This is a genomic window from Candidatus Binatia bacterium, assembly GCA_036504975.1.
Classification (GTDB): Bacteria; Desulfobacterota; Binatia; order UBA9968; family UBA9968; genus JAJPJQ01.
Map to the genome: position 1 here is coordinate 1 of DASXUF010000025.1, position 15851 is coordinate 15851.

Genomic DNA, 15851 nt, shown 5'->3' on the forward strand with positions numbered 1-15851 from the left:
CTTCGCCGAGGCGGAGGATTTCCTGCCGATGGTCGAATGGCTTAGAAAAAACGGCGTCAAGACGACCGAGCCATGGACCCGGGACGGCGTCAAGGGCCTGGCCTACTTCCGCGACCCTTCCGGCAACCTGTTCGAGATCTATTGCCCGAAGCTCCAGGCGGCGGCCACTTTTGTGCGCGGCGCCAAACAAGGAGGGAGCTACGAGATCGATTACGCGGCCTTGAACTACGATTGGAAAGGCTGACCAGCAAGAGGCTTCACCTGACTGAAGAGGGGGCCGTATTTCGATCTCGCCGACGCGCCGCCGGGGGATTTAACTCCAAAAGGCCCGAGGGTCGGAGACGACCCGCGGGCCTTTTTTCTTTTAGTTGTTCCGATCGTCAAGATGTGGTAAGTTTTTTCATACTTTTGGTAGGGCAATCCGGAGGGATAATATGGCGCAGAAAGTTAAGCTTACGGTGAGCTTAGATCAGGACTTGGTGGAGACGCTCGATGAGATGAGCCGGAAAAGCAAGAAACCCCGGAGCCGCGTGGTCCAGGAGGCCTTGCGCTTGTGGAGGCGGAAACATGTTCATGACAAGCTCGCGGAAGGATACCGGGCTATGGCGGAAGAGGACCGGGAAACAGCCGAGCGGCTTTTGCCCGCATTTAAGGAAATTCTGAAATGAAAGGATTAACGCCGCGCAGAGGCGAAGTGTGGCTCGTTAATTTCAATCCTGGCCGGGGCAGCGAGCAAAGAGGTATTCGGCCTGCGCTGGTAATCCAGAACGATACCGGAAATATTTACGCCTCCACCACGATCGTAGCCGCGATCACGTCCACCATAAAGGAGTTCCCTGTGACGGTGGTTTTGCCTGCCGGCGAAGGAGGGCTCAAGCAACGGTCCATGGTCAATTTGGCTCAGCTTCTTACCATCGACAAGGGGCGTCTTCAGAGACGTCTTGGAAACATAAGCGACCCGGTCATAGAGCAGGTCAACGAGGCTGTCCGCGTAAGTCTCGATGTTTAAAGTTCTCCTTCCACCTGGTTCGCTTCCAAGAACGAAAGATCTCTGCGTGAGATTATAGTGGAGGCGACGAAGTCTAGGAGATCAATTTGTGAAGCCATCAAAGAAGCAATACCGGACTCCCACGCAAAAGGGGAAGAAGGAGGCCTTAAGGCGGCTTCTTTCGCCTCAATGCGCAATCACTTTTCCGTCTTGGAAAAAGATCAAAAAGGAACTGGAAGACAGCATGAGGAGAGGGATTGAAACGGATTGACGCGAATCCAATCCACGCGGCCGTCGTTCTGACCCACGACCTCGAGGGCATCGTCACGGCCGATAAAGTCTTTGACCGAAAGCGGTTCGATCTCAAGTAGAGGTTCTGTCCGGGAGAGTTCTAGATATGGGCGAGGGCGCTCGTAATCCATGGCGCCGATCGCCAGATCCGGGCAGATCACAGCCGCGGTTTTTGATTCAATGGACGTACGATGACCACAGACGTAGACGCCCAATCCGTATCTGTCGCCACGCAGCTCATCGGTCTCGATGCCAAGTGGCTCCAGCCCTTCGATGTCGAAGATCCCTTTAATAACAATTTGCGACTGCGCGGTTTTCTCTCCCAAAAGCCGGATCACCGCTATGGGGCGTTGGCGATTACCCACGTAAGTGAGGCGGAAATGCCGCAGCTCGTTCTCGCGACGCCGAAATTACATTACCCGTTTGGCAAAGACGGCTCTTTTCATTTTCCTCCGATAAAAAGACTTCATCTGTACGAAAAATTGGATGGCACGAACGTGTTCGCCTATCGTTATCGTGATCCTGGGGGCCAATGGCGTCAAACCTACAAACTGCGGTTGGCGCCGACTCTGCGCAACAGCCGATGGGGAGCGTTTCTCGACATGTGGCAGGAACTGTTGCGGCGGTATCCAAAGATTCCCCAACTCGTCGAAGCCAACGATTGTCACATGAGCTTTGAAATTTACGGCGCCCGAAATACCCACCTGGTCGTCTACGAGCAAGATCTGGCGGTGGCCGCCTTGTTTGGAACTCGCCGCGACGCAGGCGTGGTGCCGCTGCACAAGCTTAATCTGCTGGACGTACCGGGCGCGCCCCTCTTGGGCGAGATGGTTGCCGGTGAAGACCCGGTCGCGAAGTACGCCGAGATCCGCGCCCAGATGGAGAAGCGAAATCGTCCTACGGAAGACGATAAGCTCGCCGGCATCGAGGGAAGCGTCTGGTATGTCGAAGAGCCTGAGGGCCGCGTCAGCTTATGGAAGTGCAAGCCCGAGTCTGTAGAAGCGATCCATTGGGCCCTCGGCATCAACAAAATGGCCGTGATCGCCACTTGTTGGAATTTTCTCGAGACCAGCGACCATCTGAGTTATGATGCGCTTCTACCGCTGCTTGCCGAAGACTACGAAGCGAGGGACATCAAAGCTTTCCGGCCGCACATCGAAGAGTGCATCGGCTACGTTAGACGAGAATTTGAATTTAAGGAGCGGGCCTTGGCGGCGTATGACAAGCTCGGCATTTCCATCCATGCCGACAAGGCCGCAGCGATGCGCGCCCTCTCCAAGGATTTTCCCCGCGGCGAAATGAAAAAGGTTTACGCCATTCTTGTGGCGAGCCGGTAAGTTGCAGCCTCTCCGCTGTTCTGCTAGCGTGGCTTCAGAGATTCTCATGGGACATATCTACCAAAAAGTGCGACTCCGCGGAGAGAAGACAGCGACCGTCCGTATGTTGGTAGACACGGGCGCGACCTACTCGGTCATACCGCCGCGGTTGGCGCGCGCGTTGGGAATCAAGCGGCCGCGAAGGTCCGTGAGCGTACGTCTTGCGGACGGCAGACGCCTTCGATTAGGAGCCGATCTAGCGATTGTCAAGATCGACGGTCGCGAGGCGCCGACCACGGTCCTTGTTGGTAAGGTCGATGAGCCGATTCTCGGCGTCGAGGCTTTGGAAGCGCTGGGTCTCACCGTCGATCCGGGTAAGAAGCGGCTTTCTCCTTCGCGGCCTTACGCCATCCGCCTCGGCGGCTATCGCTGATCTAAACGAAGCCCTTCTCCAGATCCAAAAATCTCAAAAAAGAGCTAGGCCGAATTCTTATTAAAAAGGCCCAGGAGCTAGCAGGCTGTCGCTACAATCCCCTCGGCGCCGCGTATTTTTTTCTCAGCTCGCTCCATGCTTTGGCGCGGAGTTCCGCCCCTTTCTTCCAGCTTTCCGGCAGGTCGCTGATGCGGTAGGGCGCGCGGCACGGGCCACCTTTAACGTAGCCCGCCACGTTGGTCAGGTATTTATTGATCTGCGCGTTGTACTGCGCGAAGCCCGCCGCATACTCGTCCGCCGGCGCGACGGGAGGCACGGAGCGGATGTCGCGCCAGATCTCTTCCGTCCTTTTCTCATCGTCTTTGAGGATCGCGTCGGCGAGCGCCACTACGGGCTCCGGCCCCATGCAGGCCATTCCCGACGACCAGATCGCCTTGATCCGCGGCCGCGCCATCCGGTAGGCGGCGTAGATCGCAGTCTCTCCGGGCATGAAGTTGACCCGGTCGCCGGCGACTCTCAGATCTTCGAGCAGATTGGCGTGGCTGTATGACATCTTGGTCAGAACGACCGTCGGCGCTTTTTTGACGACGCCGGCCCAGAAACTCGTCGGAAACATCGACTTGAAGAATCTCGCGTTGGCGTAGATCATGATCGGCATGTCGGGCAACGCCTCGCCCAGATCGGCGAAGAACTGCACCGCGTTTTCATTCGTCGGCGTCTGCCACAGCGGCAACCCCACGAAGGCGCCGTCGGCGCCGGCGGCTTTTAGGCCGCGCATTTGCCGGACCACCTCTTTGGTCCCCAGCGCCGTCGCCCCGGCGAAGACTGGGACGCGCTTGCGCGCGACTTGCGCGATGGTCTCGATGAACGCCCGCTTCTCCTCCCAGAGCAAGGCGGCGCATTCTCCGGTCGTGCCGCACGCGGCGATCACGCCGATCCCGGCTCGGATGTACTTCTCGACCATTCGAGCCGTCTCATCGAGATCCACGGAGTCCGCGACATCCCAACCCTCGGCGTCTTCCTTGGTCGGCGTCGGCACCATCACGGCTACGCCTCGGATATCGTCCTTGGTGAGCATGCCCTCCCCTTTCTGTTTTGTTAAGCCTCCTTACCCCAAGCCTCGGTGAATGTCCATGTTCTACGATCATGATCCAGGGCCTCGGCCGCCGAAGATAATTTGTCGAGCGTATTGATTTTCCCTCTGCTCTTGAATTAAACGTTGCAGTGATGGCGGGGCGACTCGATTCGAAAATTGCGCTGATCACAGGAGCCGCCGGCGGCATCGGCTCGGCGACGGCGCGGCTTTTCTGCCGCGAGGGAGCAGCGGTTGCGCTCGTCGATATGGATCGCGACAAACTCGATCAAACCGCCGCCGAAATCCACCTACAAATTCCGGGAGCCCGTGTCAAAGCGATTGTCGCCGATGTGTCCGTCGCTGAGGACACCGCCAGGACGCTAGCCGAAACACTGGCCGAGTTCGGCCAACTGCACGTGCTGGTGAATAACGCCGCCGCGCGGGAATTTTATCCTTTGGCAGAGGCGTCAGAACAGTCGTGGAAACGGATTATCGGAACGAACTTGATGGGCTGCGCCAACTGTTGCAAAGCGGCTCTCCCCGCGCTGCGTAAAGCCGGCCGCGCCAGCATCGTCAACGTCGCTTCGGTTTACGGCGTTGTGGGACGGGCGGGGATGGGCCAGTACGATGCCACCAAGGCGGCCATCCTGGCGTTGACACGCGCGCTCGCGGTCGAAGAAGCCCGATACGGCATTCGCGTCAACGCGGTGTGTCCCGGTTCTACGCTGACTCCTTTTACCTTGGGGAGAGCCAAAACGCGCGGCATGTCCGAAGAGGAGTTAAAACAAAAAGGGGCCGCCCCTTCGCTTCTCGACCGCTGGGCGCAGCCGGAGGAGATCGCCTATCCGATACTCTGGCTGGCGTCCGATGAGGCTTCTTTTATAACCGGTGCAACGCTTATGGTGGACGGCGGCCTATCGGCCATTTGATGGTATTAAAGAAGGGACTACCCTGCTCAAAAGAAGATCGCCAGGTTCTGCATGTCCAACACAGCCTGGTCTACGGTGATCGTTCTCTTCGCCAGTTTCCATTGTCCTTCCACGTTGCGGAGAAAATCAATTCGTTCTGCCGAGATCAGCTCGGTTTGGGTCGATGACCCGCGGCTGCGGTAGAGCAACAGATAACTGCGGACGATCACCTCGTTCGATTCGGATGTTTGTTCGATACGAACATTGGAAACGAAACGCCTGGTCCGGGAAGGCGGGTTCTCCGCCCAGGCATAGTCCGTCTTGAGCCGATTGACGCGAAGCTCCAGCGTGCGACGGTCCTCGGAAAAGTGCGCCATCCCGGAGGGGGCATCCGAGCGGTCCCGTTCGCGCGTCAGGCGCACCGGCATTTCATAGGCGATATCGTCGGTCAGGAGCTCTAACCACTGCTCGAACTTCCGGGAATCGAGAAGCTCGGCCTCGTGATACAGGAAATTTTGGATTTCGCGCTCCAACTCAACCCGGTTCTGCATCGAGCAGATCCCTCGGCGGGGTCAGGCGCCGTCGGAAACGAGCAGGTCCAACCAACGCTGGTAAAACGCCCTTGCGTTGGCCTCGTGAAACTTTCCCTCAAAGACCTCTCCGGGACCGGGAAAGTTTTCCATCGGCTTGCGTGCCAACCCCATCCCGTAGCTGAGCGGCATGCCCAATAGTCGGCCGAGCTGGCGGCTATTCTCGGTAACCTTGGTCCAGTTTTCCGTGTCGTCCTGCTCCAGCATTCCGGAAGAGCCGAAGGTTAAGATATAGGTTTTCTGGATCTTCTTCTTCCACTCGTCGGAGGTTTCCTTTTCCACAAGCAACCACGAGATGACTTCGATCGCTTCGCTCCCTCGGGGCTGCCAAAGCCGCATGGTCGTCATATAAACCGGCCGTTCCTCATAGACGATCGAAGAGATCAGCAGTGACAGGTTGGGGAAAACCGTGGCGTGACAGTTTTTCAGCTCCTTCAGAATAGCCAACTGCTCTGGGAGCAAATTTTTCTGAAAGACGGGAAGCAGCTCTTCCGGCCAGATCGAGGGCGAGCCCGGCGCGCCGGTGCCGATGCCGAGACCATGGCCGTTTCCCGCATTCACGTGATAGCCGGCCTTGGCCCAAGACAAGCTCGGAGTGAGACCTAAGGCGGGAATGGAGGCGTGCGTCTGCGCCGTGTGATAGGCGTCGGAGGCGAAATTTTCCGCGGGGACTTTCCAATTGGTCCGAACCATCCACCTTTGAGGAGGACCCGCGACGACCATATCGGCCCGCTTCAGGAAAAGATCGAGGTACCATTTCATATTTCCGAGATATTGGTCGAGAGATTCTTTGTGGTCAGGCACGGCGCCAAAAACGAGTCCTTGGTACGTGTCAACGCGCATCTCGATCAACCCGAACCTCGATTTATCCAACTCCCCGTAGGAATCCTTCTGGAAAGGCACGCCGATCAACTCGCCGGTGCTCTTATAAGTGTACCCGTGATAGGGGCACTCAAAGTGGTCGCTATTGCCTAAATCCGCGCGGCATACCCGCATCCCGCGGTGGCGACAGACGTTCAGCAGGATCCGGATCTTTCCGTCGCCCCCGCGAACCACGATGACCGGGAGCTGCCCGAGCGAGCGGGTCACGTAGTCCCCAGGCTCCGGGATCTCCGATGCATGCGCGACCAGCAGCCAGCAGCGCGGGAAGAGCCGTTCCATTTCAAGCTCGTAAATCTCGGGGCTGGAAAAAATAAAGGTGGGGATTTCGCCTTCTTGGGGACGCACCTTTTCCTTGAGTACGAGGTTCGATGTTATGTCTTGAGCTTGAGTCCGAAGCGACATGGATGCTCCGCTATCAGGAATCTGATGTCCGCTAGTCTAGTTTAGGGTTGTGAAAGCGTCAAGCAGACAGACATCGTCCGGGCCTCTATGAAACGACGCGAAAAAGTGACGAATGACTCACTGACCGGCGCCATACGCTCTTGACAGCGTAGCCTGGTCCTTAATATGAGTCATTCGGGATCAAAGCGTCAACGCCCAACAGCCTAGCCTCAACTGTTTTGGAAAAAATTAGGGGCGCTTATGAGATCAAGAAGGATCATCGTTTCGCTCTGGCTCTGCGTGATCTTTTTCACCGCGACGCATTCCTTCAGCGCCGAGCGGGAAGCGGTCAAAGTCCACAGCCCTTCCTTCGACATCAGCGTCATCCCTCTGTATGTGGCTAAGGACCGCGGCTTTTTTGCCGACGAGGGTCTGGATCCTCTCTTCGTTCTCGCAGCGGACAACATCGGCGTACAAGCGTTGATTGCCGGAGAGTTCGACTTCAGCGCATCGGCTACGGGGGCGTCGCGGGCGAGCGCGCGCAACATCCCGCTTAAAGTCGTCCTGGCCCACACCTTTAGGCCGGCGTTCTGGATTTATGCGCGGGAAAATCTCAAACCGGCGCAGCTACAAGGCAAAAAATTAGCCATCTCCTCGTTCGGCGGCCTTTCCCATGCGTTGGCGAGGTTGGCGCTCAGAAAGCTCGGACTGGATCCGGAGCGGGACGTCGTGATGGTCGCCGCCGGGACCACCGACATGAGGTTCGCCGCCCTGCACAGCGGCACCGTGGATACAGCCGTTCTCAACGCGCCCGGCAAGTTCAAGGCCAAGAGCGCGGGTCTTCACGAGGTCCTTTTTGTCGGCGCCGGAGTCTATGCCTTGAGCGGCGGCGTGGCGACCACCGTGAAGATGATCCAAACCAAAACGCAAACCGTGCAGAAATTTATCAACGCCGCCTTGAAAGGCCACAAGTACTTTCTTGCGAACCGGGAGGGATCCGTTCCGATCATGGCGAAATACATGAAGATCGATGCGGCCATGGCGAGGCAGCTTCATGAAGCAACCCTCGAAACGTTTACGCAGGACGGGACCATCGGCGACGAAATCATGAAGAGCGAGGCTCAACTTCAAGCGAGCGTTCTCGATCTCAAGGAGGCGCCGCCGTTCGATCGGGCTTTCGATATGAGCTTTGCCCGCAAAGCCAGCCAAAGCCTCAAAAACTGGCGGCCATAAAATCGCCTCAGCCGATTTCTGAAGAGCGCAAGAAGAGCTTTCGCATGGCGAGAAGATTTACCGAGATACGGGAAAGAGTGGCCCTCGGTGCGCGTATTTTGGCTCATCAAGGGGTCTTTCCTCTGGCCTTAGGACACGTAAGCGAACGTGTCCCGAAGGAAGACCTCATCTGCATTGTAGCCGGGGAGGTGCACGACCGCGGCGGAACCCTGGACAATGTGGGCGCCGGAGACATCGTGGTGATCGACATGGAAGGCGAGCTGGTCGAAGGAGAGTTGCAGCCTCCGGGCGAGAAATTCATTCACACCGAGGTCTACCGCTCGCGTCCTGACATCAGAGCGGTGGTTCATGCCCATCCACCTATCGCTGTAGCTTTAAGCGCAGCGGGGCAGGAAATTCTTCCCATCACAGCCCGCAGCGCTCTTTTTGCTCCCCGCGTGTCGATCTTTCCTCATCACGGCCAGGTGGAGAATCCCGAGATCGGCGCTCAGGTAGCCGCGGCGTTGGGAAACTCGTATGCTCTGGTCTTGCGCGGTCATGGAAGCGTCACGGTCGGAAGGAGCCTGGAGGAGGCGTGCGTCAATACCCTCACCTTGGAGGAAACCGCCCGACAGCAGTGGATCGCCGCCGCCTTCGGAACACCGGAGCCGCTGCCCGCGTTAAGCGGCGGATCGCCGTGGCATTCCGCTGAATTTCATCGCGCGGCCTGGAGCTACTTTCGTGCGCAGCTTCCAATAAAAGAAAAATGAGAGTTAAGCCGACAACGATGTTATCGACGCCGTCGACCTGAGGTAGCCCCCATGTCAAAATCGTTGGAAGGAAAAGTCGCTGTCGTTACCGGAGGCGCCTCAGGCATCGGGCGAGCCGTGGTCCGCCGTTTCCTTGAAGAGGGCGCCAAGGTATGCGTCCTGGATAGAAATGGAGAGAGCCTCAAGCAGATGTCCGTAGATCTCGCCAATGAAAACGTAGTGACGGTCGAAGGCGACGTCACTACGCTCGCTGGCAATCGCCGGGCCGTCCAAGCGGCTGCGAATTCGTTCGGTAGGCTGGACGTCTTCGTGGGGAACGCCGGAGTCTTCGATGGGTTTGCAACCCTTCAGCGTCTACCGGAAGAGACGATCGGTCCGGCATTCGACGAAATTTTCCACGTGAACGTGAAAGGCTATCTGCTCGGGGCGAAGGCGGCGCTGCCGGAATTATTGAAGACCTCGGGAAACATGATCTTCACGGCATCCGCCGCGGGAGCTTATCCCAACGGGGGCGGTCCGCTTTACACCGCCAGTAAACACGCCGTCGTGGGTCTTATCCGGCAGCTTGCGTACGAGCTTGCCCCCTCGATTCGCGTGAACGGCGTCGCTCCAGGCGGCACGATCACCGATCTCGCAATCGTCACCACGCTAAAGCCCCACGTCGCGGCTCCGCCGGATGTGGATTCCAAAGAAGCGCTGATCCGCTCCCGAAATCCTCTGCGCATCGCCATGCGCCCGGAAGATCATGCGGCCGCCTATGTCCTGCTGGCCTCTGCGCTGGGCAAGGCGATGACGGGCGAGATCATCCATAGCGACGGGGGCTTGGGGGTTCGAGGTTTTTCCCAGCCCCGGGAGCCAAAGAGTTAGCCCGAATCATTGATGGAACTCGCGCGAAGGCGCAAAGGACGCCAAGGAATCAGATGGGACAGAAAAAACTCGAAACTTGAAATCCGAAATTCGAAACAAATTTAAATGTTCGAAAAAGCAGAAAATTCCAAACGGGCGGGTTTCGGATTTTGAATTTTGGTATTGCGGATCGGTTTGTTTCGGATTTCGATATTCGGATTTCGGATTTTGTTTCGCTGGCGTCTTGCCGTGACGACTTAAAAACTTCCTGACCTTCGTAATACTACGCCTGAAAGTTTTTGCAGTCTGCGCAAATTTACCGGTCGCCCGTAGCTGTTAAGGGCGGAGATTTGCTCGCGCCAAGACGCCAAGAACGGAAAGAAATCGCGAAATCCCCCTTCAATCCCCCTTCAATCCCCCTTCAATCCCCCTTTGACAAAGGGGGAAAGAAGGGGATTTGAGGAACCTTGGCGCCCTTTGCGTCTTTGCACGAGATATTTCGACTTTTGGTTGCGGCTCCGCCGCACCAGGCTCTTCGTGGTGATAGATTTTTGTCTCTTCAGTCAGCGATTTTCCTTCGGCTTGCCTTAACTCGGCGCTGGTGTTAAGGCAGCCGTCAAAGGAGCGCGATCCATGAGCGACGTAGTTGAAATAGCTCCGGACGTTCCCGCAGGAGTCGAGACCGGGCTCAGAAACTATTGGTATCCACTTTCGCTTTCCGAGGACGTAAAACAAGGAACACCGGTAGGAATGAAGTGCCTGGACGAGAACCTGGTCGTCTGGCGCGACTCGGACGGCCGCCCCGGAGTGTTTGTGGATCGATGCCCGCACCGTGCCGCCAAACTGTCCGCGGGCCGCATCCTCGACGGCGAGCTTCAGTGCGCGTTTCACGGCCTGCGCTTCGATACGAGCGGGCAATGCACGTTGATTCCCTGGGAGCCGGAGGAGAGCCCGAGCCGAAAAGAGGTCTCCGCGCGCTCGTATCCCGCCCGCGAGCTGGGCGGCTATATTTGGGCCTATATAGGCGACGCCCTGCGCTTCCCACCCCCTGCGCTCGAAGAAGAAATACCCGCCGAGCTGCTCGATGAAAAACAGTATCAGTGGTTCAGGATGCCGACCGAGATTTGGGACGCCAACTGGCTTTTGACCGTCGACGGCGGAGACGGCTTCCATGCGGTGACCTTGCATTCCGAGACTCAGGCCGTGGAGGACAAGCCCTGGTCGGGAGGAAAGGCGCGACCGGCCTCGGCCAGCCTGGGCGAGCGGCGCGTCAAGATTGTCGAGACCTCCTACGGGGTGCGCGGCATCGCCGTCGATCGGGCGGGGAAGCCGATCCATCATGGCCACCTGCTGGATGTGAAGGGTGACCGTTTCATTCTGCCGTGCATCACCACCAACGTCATCCGCCCGGTGCCTGCCGCCGAGCCCTACGTCGCGCGCCTGTGGCAGTTTCCGGTCGATGCGAATCGAACCATCGTGCAGCGCCTCGTGGTTCAGCGCGTCGCCGGCGCCGACGCGCGGGCGCGCTGGGAAAGACTTTACCATGACGTGGTCAGGCCGCGCCTGGAAGGCATCTCGCGCGAGGACGCGCTGATCGCCGTCGCCCAAGGCGACCTCGCGACCGCGCGCAAGCACGAGCACCTGTTCGAGCCGGACAAGAGCATGTACGAAGTCCGCCAGCGCATCAAGGCGGCGTTTCTGGCCGGGCGAGGGGAAAAACGGGCTGCGCTCAGCCGGCAATCGCTGGTCTGGCCGGCGGCGTCGCCATCGGCCGCCGCGTAGCCTCGGTAATTTGCAGCAGGGCCAAAACAAAAAATATGACACGAACTATCGCCGCTCGCAAAAAATTCGCGCTTCTGTTTATTTTGGTCGCCGGATTTATTTGCAGCCGTGACCTCGTGGCCGAACAGGTGAAGGTTCACAATCCTTCCTTCGACATCAGTGTCGTCCCCCTCTTTGTGGCTCAAGACAAGGGCTATTTTCGCGAGGAAGGCGTCGAGCCGCTTTTTATTCTGGCGACGCCCGGTGTCGGCATCAACGGACTGATCGCCGGCGATTTCGACTTCAGCGCCGCCGGCGGCTCGGCATCGACGGCGATCGCCCGCAACATCCCGCTCAAGGTGCTCTTGATCCACAGTTTCAAGCCGGGGTTCTGGATCTTTGCGCGCGAGAGCATGAGTCCCGCGCAATTGAAGGGCAAGAAGCTGGCGGTTTCGACCCTGGGTTCCCTGCCCCACACTCTCTCCAGGCTGGCGCTCAGAAAAGTAGGCGTGGACGTGGACAAGGAGATGGTGGTGATCGCCGCCGGCACCGACAGCACCCGCTTTATGGCCGTCAAGAGCGGCGTCGCGGACGTAGCCGTCCTCAACGCGCCCTGGAGCGTGAGAGCGAGAAAAGAAGGACTGAAAGAGATTTTCTTCGTCAGCGAGGAGGTCTATGGCCTGAGCGGCGGCGTAGTGACGACGGTTAAAATGATTCAGACGAGACCGGAAACGGTTTTGAAGTTCGTGACCGGCGCGGTGAAAGGACTCAAGTACTTCGTGGCCAACCGCGACGGCGCCATTCCGATCCTGGTCAAATACATGAAGATGGATACGGAAATGGTCAGGGACGTCTATGACACGACGATCCGAACGTTCGACCCCGAAGGAATGCGCGGCGAAGATTTCATGAAAAGCGAAGCGCAGATTCAGGCGAGCGCGCTCGGCCTCAAGGAACTCCCGCCGCCGGAACGTCCATTCGACCTGAGCTTTGCTCGAAAAGCCAACGAGCGGTTGAAAGGCTGGAAGCCGCAATAGGAGGTTGACCTGTCATGAGTAAAAAAACTCGCTACCTTTTATTGGGGGCCATGACGGCCCTCCTTCCTATCACAAATTTCGCGCACGCATCTACACACGATTTTTATAAGGATAAGACGGCTCGGATCGTCGTGGGCTTCGCGGCCGGCGGCGGCTTCGATCTCTACGCTCGCACCATCGCCCGGCATATGGGCAGGCACATCCCCGGCAACCCCACTATTATTGTCGAGAACATGCCGGGGGCCGGAGGCGTGATCGCAGCCAATCACCTTTATAAAGCGGCTAAGCCTGACGGGCTTACCATGGGCAACTTCCAGGGCGGCCTTCTCGTGCTGCTGGGCCAGATGCTAGGTCGGCCTGGGATTGAGTTCGATACCTTGAAGTTCGAGTACATCGGAGTGCCGGTAAAGGACAGTTGGGTTTGCGCCCTGACCAAGGCGAGCGGTATCACGAGTATGGAGAAATGGATGGCCGCTAAGACGCCGGTCAAATTGGGCGGAGTCTCCGCCAGTGCCACCGATGACATCGCCAAGATCCTCAAGGAGACGCTTGCTCTTCCTATCCAACTTGTCACCGGCTATAAAGGCACCGCCGACATTCGCCTGGCCGCCGAGGCCGGGGAGGTGGCCGGGGGCTGTTGGAACTGGGAGTCGATCAAGACGACATGGGCCAAAGGGATAGAATCGGGTGACGCGGTGGTCGTACTGCAGATTATGCCGCGACCCCACCCCGAACTATCCAAAGTTCCTCAGGCGATCAACTTCGCTAAGACCGAAGAGGCGCGTCAATTGATCAAGGTGGGCATCCAGGATACGGGCGCCACGAGCCGCCTCTATGCTTTACCGCCGGGGACGCCCAAAGAGCGAGTGCAGACACTGCGCAAGGCCTTCATGGATACGATGAAAGACCCTGAATTTCTCGCCGAAGCCAAGAAATCCAAGCTCGACCTTGATCCTGAGAGCGGCGACGCGGTGGAAAAAACCATCGCCGAGCTCTTCAAGCTGAGCCCTGCGCAGTTAGCGAAACTGAAGGAAATTCTCAAGTAGGAGGGTTTCCAATGGAATACACCAAAGCTACTGCTAAAGACTGGGCGCTGGAGAATTTTCACGGCGTGTGCGACGTCATCATTCCGAGCTATACGGCCGATCTCAAGAAGCTCAATGAAAAGGGTATTCGCCACGACGTCCGGCGGAATATGGAGCTCGGTTTTTGGGGCGCGCTGCTCGTATCCGAGGCGGGAACAACGATGGCCGAGATGCGACAGTTCATGGAAATTGCCGTGGACGAGGCCAAGGGGCGCCACCGCCTCGTCCTTCATGGGACATTCGACACCGCTGACGAGATCGTCAAAATGGCCCAGGAAGGCGCCCAGATCGGCGTCGATGCTCTTCTGCTCGGCCATCCGAACTCGTTTTATCCGAAAGACGCCGACCGGCTTTACGACTATTTGGCGTACGTCTGCGAGCGCACGGACCTTGCCGTGATACTTTTCGCCGCGCATCATTGGAATTTCGAGCGCCTGCACCCGAGCGGCTATCCGCCTCAAGTCCTGACAAAGGCCGCGGATCTGCCGAACGTGGTCGCCATCAAATACGAAGTAGGGCGACCCGGGATTGCCGGGGACTACGAATTCTGGAAAATGATTAAGGGCAAGCGGGTTCTTTTCTCCGATCCGCTGGAGGCCCACTCCCCGCTGACCGTCGAGCTGTTCGGGCAGCAGTGGATGGGAACGAGCAACTACGAATATTTCGGCGGCGCCGTGCCGAACTATTTCAAGCTACTCCGCGAAGGTCAATACGAGCGCGCGATGAAGATTTATTGGCAGATCCAACCGGCTCGCAACGCTCGCCTCGCCGAGCAGGCCACATTCAGCGGCGCGAATTTCATCCATCGCTATCTATGGAAGTACCAGGCGTGGCTCAACGGTTACAACGGCGGGCCGCTGCGCCAGCCGGCCATGAAGCTCAACGACGGTCAGATGCGCCGCGTGCGAGACGCTCTGACTCGATCGGGACTCGAGCCCACGCAAGAGGGACCCGCCGAGTTTTACGCCGGCCGCAACCCGGCGTAGGCTTTATTATTCATGATCGAAGAAGTAAAATTTTCTTTGCGGCCTTGGCTCAGCCAGGAAGGTGGCTGATCAGCCTTAGGCTGAGTCTTCGCTGGCGCGACCCTCACCCCTTCCCTCTCCCGCAAGGTGGGAGAGGGAAGGGGCATCCCGCGCAAAGACGCAGAGAGCACCAAGGGAACCGGCGAATGTCTGCTTCATCCTTGCGCATGAAAGCACCCTCACCCATCCCTCTCCCTCTGGGAGAGGGCAAGGGTGAGGGAATCCGGGCGTAGAGCAGATACCTTTCGGAAGAATCCGGGCTAAGCTCATGGCCATCTTATTGAATCACGAAGAGGTCGGCGGCGCGGTCACGATGGGCGAGGCCGTCGCCGCGGCAGAAGAGGGATTTCGCGTTCAAGCCCGTGGCGAATTTTCTCTTCCGCCTCGTTTGACCGCGCCGGCGCCCAAGGGATGGCTGCGCATGATGCCCGCCATGTTGAGCGGGATGGGGGTGATGGGGTTCAAGGCGATGAACCTCTCGCCCGGCGTGGGCGTGCGCTACGTGGTTTTTCTTTATCGCATTCGCGACGGCGAGCTTTTGGCGATCATGGACGCCGAGCCGCTCACCACGCAGCGGACCGGAGCGGTGAGCGCGGTGGCGACGAAATGGATGGCGCGCTCCGACGCCGCTACGGTCGGCGTGATCGGCTCCGGCGCCGAGGCGAGGGCCCAGCTCGGGGCGATGGCCGCCGTGCGGCAGATCCGCGCCGCCAAGGTGTTCAGTCCGAACGGCGAGCATAAGACGAAGTTCGCAGTGGAAATGTCGCAAGAGCTCGGCGTCGACGTCAGTGCCGTGGAGTCGGCGCGCGACGCGGTTCGTGAGACCGACCTTGTCGTCCTCGCGGTCAAGGCCACGACGCCGGTATTTTTCGGCGATTGGCTGGAGCCGGGCATGCACGTGAACGCGATCGGCTCGGTACGGCCCGAACAGCGCGAGATCGACCCCGCAACTTTTCGCAAAAGCGATCTAGTGGTGGTGGACTATCGCCATGAGACGATGGAGTGCGGCGACGGCCTCGCGGCGAAGACGGACGGCCTCGACGGCGCCGGCTTTCACGAGCTTACGGAAGTCGTGACCGAGAAGGTATCCGGCCGCGCCGGCGCGCGCGCCGTCACACTGTTTAAATCCGTCGGCACCGCGCTGCAAGACCTCACCCTGGCAAAAACAATTTATGAAGCCGCGGTGGCGAAAGGCATGGGCCGCGATCTCGGCGCGTTCCCGCACGTGAAGGTCACTGGGTAGCACGAGGG

The 15851-nt window shown here is 58.5% G+C and carries 18 protein-coding genes; 14 read left to right on the top strand and 4 right to left on the bottom strand.

The annotated features are described in order from the left end of the window. The 3 genes from VGL70_03840 to VGL70_03850 form a co-directional block, all read left to right on the top strand. The coding region (locus VGL70_03840) for a VOC family protein (GenBank protein ID HEY3302651.1) at nucleotides 1-244 on the top strand (244 nt) is incomplete at its 5' end. Between the two features lie 190 nt (nucleotides 245-434). Then, nucleotides 435-668, top strand: a complete 234-nt coding sequence (locus VGL70_03845; protein HEY3302652.1) for a ribbon-helix-helix protein, CopG family — start codon at nucleotides 435-437, stop codon at nucleotides 666-668. Next, the gene (locus tag VGL70_03850) at nucleotides 665-1009 is read left to right on the top strand and encodes a type II toxin-antitoxin system PemK/MazF family toxin (GenBank protein HEY3302653.1); all 345 of its coding nucleotides are present in this window, start codon (nucleotides 665-667) and stop codon (nucleotides 1007-1009) included. Before VGL70_03845 ends, VGL70_03850 begins: the two co-directional genes overlap by 4 nt. Nucleotides 1010-1209: 200 nt before the next feature. Here the strand turns inward: VGL70_03850 and VGL70_03855 are convergent, their stop codons facing one another. Next, nucleotides 1210-1605, bottom strand: coding sequence for a hypothetical protein (locus VGL70_03855; protein HEY3302654.1), 396 nt, complete (start codon nucleotides 1603-1605; stop codon nucleotides 1210-1212). Nucleotides 1606-1659: 54 nt separating this feature from the next. On the opposite strand from VGL70_03855, the gene VGL70_03860 reads away from it, so the two are divergent. Further along, nucleotides 1660-2616 (top strand): hypothetical protein, encoded by a 957-nt coding sequence (locus tag VGL70_03860; protein HEY3302655.1) that lies wholly within the window; start codon nucleotides 1660-1662, stop codon nucleotides 2614-2616. A 46-nt stretch (nucleotides 2617-2662) separates the two neighbouring features. Next, nucleotides 2663-3028 (top strand): retroviral-like aspartic protease family protein, encoded by a 366-nt coding sequence (locus VGL70_03865; protein HEY3302656.1) that lies wholly within the window; start codon nucleotides 2663-2665, stop codon nucleotides 3026-3028. A gap of 91 nt (nucleotides 3029-3119) precedes the next feature. Here the strand turns inward: VGL70_03865 and VGL70_03870 are convergent, their stop codons facing one another. Next, nucleotides 3120-4106: a dihydrodipicolinate synthase family protein gene (locus tag VGL70_03870; GenBank protein ID HEY3302657.1), complete on the bottom strand. Its 987-nt coding sequence runs from the start codon at nucleotides 4104-4106 to the stop codon at nucleotides 3120-3122. Between the two features lie 149 nt (nucleotides 4107-4255). On the opposite strand from VGL70_03870, the gene VGL70_03875 reads away from it, so the two are divergent. Next, complete coding sequence (locus tag VGL70_03875) at nucleotides 4256-5032, top strand: SDR family NAD(P)-dependent oxidoreductase (protein HEY3302658.1); 777 nt, start codon at nucleotides 4256-4258, stop codon at nucleotides 5030-5032. Between the two features lie 26 nt (nucleotides 5033-5058). Here the strand turns inward: VGL70_03875 and VGL70_03880 are convergent, their stop codons facing one another. Both VGL70_03880 and VGL70_03885 read right to left on the bottom strand, forming a co-directional pair. Continuing rightward, a complete protein-coding gene (locus VGL70_03880) occupies nucleotides 5059-5562 on the bottom strand; it encodes a 3-phenylpropionate/cinnamic acid dioxygenase subunit beta (GenBank protein ID HEY3302659.1) in 504 nt (167 codons plus the stop codon). 21 nt (nucleotides 5563-5583) lie between these two features. After that, nucleotides 5584-6885: an aromatic ring-hydroxylating dioxygenase subunit alpha gene (locus VGL70_03885; protein ID HEY3302660.1), complete on the bottom strand. Its 1302-nt coding sequence runs from the start codon at nucleotides 6883-6885 to the stop codon at nucleotides 5584-5586. Nucleotides 6886-7125: 240 nt separating this feature from the next. On the opposite strand from VGL70_03885, the gene VGL70_03890 reads away from it, so the two are divergent. The 8 genes from VGL70_03890 to VGL70_03925 all read left to right on the top strand — a co-directional run bounded on the left by VGL70_03890 (nucleotide 7126) and on the right by VGL70_03925 (nucleotide 15843). Further along, nucleotides 7126-8097: an ABC transporter substrate-binding protein gene (locus VGL70_03890; GenBank protein HEY3302661.1), complete on the top strand. Its 972-nt coding sequence runs from the start codon at nucleotides 7126-7128 to the stop codon at nucleotides 8095-8097. A 44-nt stretch (nucleotides 8098-8141) separates the two neighbouring features. Further along, entirely contained in the window at nucleotides 8142-8846 is a 705-nt protein-coding gene (locus VGL70_03895; GenBank protein HEY3302662.1) for a class II aldolase/adducin family protein, read from the top strand. A 51-nt stretch (nucleotides 8847-8897) separates the two neighbouring features. Further along, nucleotides 8898-9713 (top strand): 3-(cis-5,6-dihydroxycyclohexa-1,3-dien-1-yl)propanoate dehydrogenase, encoded by an 816-nt coding sequence (hcaB, locus tag VGL70_03900; protein ID HEY3302663.1) that lies wholly within the window; start codon nucleotides 8898-8900, stop codon nucleotides 9711-9713. A gap of 612 nt (nucleotides 9714-10325) precedes the next feature. Then, complete coding sequence (locus VGL70_03905; GenBank protein HEY3302664.1) at nucleotides 10326-11474, top strand: aromatic ring-hydroxylating dioxygenase subunit alpha; 1149 nt, start codon at nucleotides 10326-10328, stop codon at nucleotides 11472-11474. A gap of 35 nt (nucleotides 11475-11509) precedes the next feature. Next, nucleotides 11510-12490 (top strand): ABC transporter substrate-binding protein, encoded by a 981-nt coding sequence (locus VGL70_03910; GenBank protein ID HEY3302665.1) that lies wholly within the window; start codon nucleotides 11510-11512, stop codon nucleotides 12488-12490. 14 nt (nucleotides 12491-12504) lie between these two features. Beyond that, complete coding sequence (locus VGL70_03915) at nucleotides 12505-13536, top strand: tripartite tricarboxylate transporter substrate-binding protein (GenBank protein HEY3302666.1); 1032 nt, start codon at nucleotides 12505-12507, stop codon at nucleotides 13534-13536. A gap of 11 nt (nucleotides 13537-13547) precedes the next feature. Next, nucleotides 13548-14561: a dihydrodipicolinate synthase family protein gene (locus VGL70_03920; protein ID HEY3302667.1), complete on the top strand. Its 1014-nt coding sequence runs from the start codon at nucleotides 13548-13550 to the stop codon at nucleotides 14559-14561. Nucleotides 14562-14868: 307 nt separating this feature from the next. Beyond that, entirely contained in the window at nucleotides 14869-15843 is a 975-nt protein-coding gene (locus VGL70_03925; protein HEY3302668.1) for an ornithine cyclodeaminase family protein, read from the top strand. Nucleotides 15844-15851 lie beyond the last annotated feature (8 nt).

What these genes read in the sequence shown, in the direction of transcription:
- VGL70_03845 (HEY3302652.1), top strand. Translation starts at nt 435, where the DNA reads ATGGCGCAGAAAGTTAAGCTTACGGTGAGCTTAGATCAGGACTTGGTG.
- VGL70_03850 (HEY3302653.1), top strand. Translation starts at nt 665, where the DNA reads ATGAAAGGATTAACGCCGCGCAGAGGCGAAGTGTGGCTCGTTAATTTC.
- VGL70_03860 (HEY3302655.1), top strand. Translation starts at nt 1,660, where the DNA reads ATGCCGCAGCTCGTTCTCGCGACGCCGAAATTACATTACCCGTTTGGC.
- VGL70_03865 (HEY3302656.1), top strand. Translation starts at nt 2,663, where the DNA reads ATGGGACATATCTACCAAAAAGTGCGACTCCGCGGAGAGAAGACAGCG.
- VGL70_03870 (HEY3302657.1), bottom strand. Translation starts at nt 4,106, where the DNA reads ATGCTCACCAAGGACGATATCCGAGGCGTAGCCGTGATGGTGCCGACG.
- VGL70_03875 (HEY3302658.1), top strand. Translation starts at nt 4,256, where the DNA reads ATGGCGGGGCGACTCGATTCGAAAATTGCGCTGATCACAGGAGCCGCC.
- VGL70_03880 (HEY3302659.1), bottom strand. Translation starts at nt 5,562, where the DNA reads ATGCAGAACCGGGTTGAGTTGGAGCGCGAAATCCAAAATTTCCTGTAT.
- VGL70_03885 (HEY3302660.1), bottom strand. Translation starts at nt 6,885, where the DNA reads ATGTCGCTTCGGACTCAAGCTCAAGACATAACATCGAACCTCGTACTC.
- VGL70_03890 (HEY3302661.1), top strand. Translation starts at nt 7,126, where the DNA reads ATGAGATCAAGAAGGATCATCGTTTCGCTCTGGCTCTGCGTGATCTTT.
- VGL70_03895 (HEY3302662.1), top strand. Translation starts at nt 8,142, where the DNA reads ATGGCGAGAAGATTTACCGAGATACGGGAAAGAGTGGCCCTCGGTGCG.
- hcaB (HEY3302663.1), top strand. Translation starts at nt 8,898, where the DNA reads ATGTCAAAATCGTTGGAAGGAAAAGTCGCTGTCGTTACCGGAGGCGCC.
- VGL70_03905 (HEY3302664.1), top strand. Translation starts at nt 10,326, where the DNA reads ATGAGCGACGTAGTTGAAATAGCTCCGGACGTTCCCGCAGGAGTCGAG.
- VGL70_03910 (HEY3302665.1), top strand. Translation starts at nt 11,510, where the DNA reads ATGACACGAACTATCGCCGCTCGCAAAAAATTCGCGCTTCTGTTTATT.
- VGL70_03915 (HEY3302666.1), top strand. Translation starts at nt 12,505, where the DNA reads ATGAGTAAAAAAACTCGCTACCTTTTATTGGGGGCCATGACGGCCCTC.
- VGL70_03920 (HEY3302667.1), top strand. Translation starts at nt 13,548, where the DNA reads ATGGAATACACCAAAGCTACTGCTAAAGACTGGGCGCTGGAGAATTTT.
- VGL70_03925 (HEY3302668.1), top strand. Translation starts at nt 14,869, where the DNA reads ATGGCCATCTTATTGAATCACGAAGAGGTCGGCGGCGCGGTCACGATG.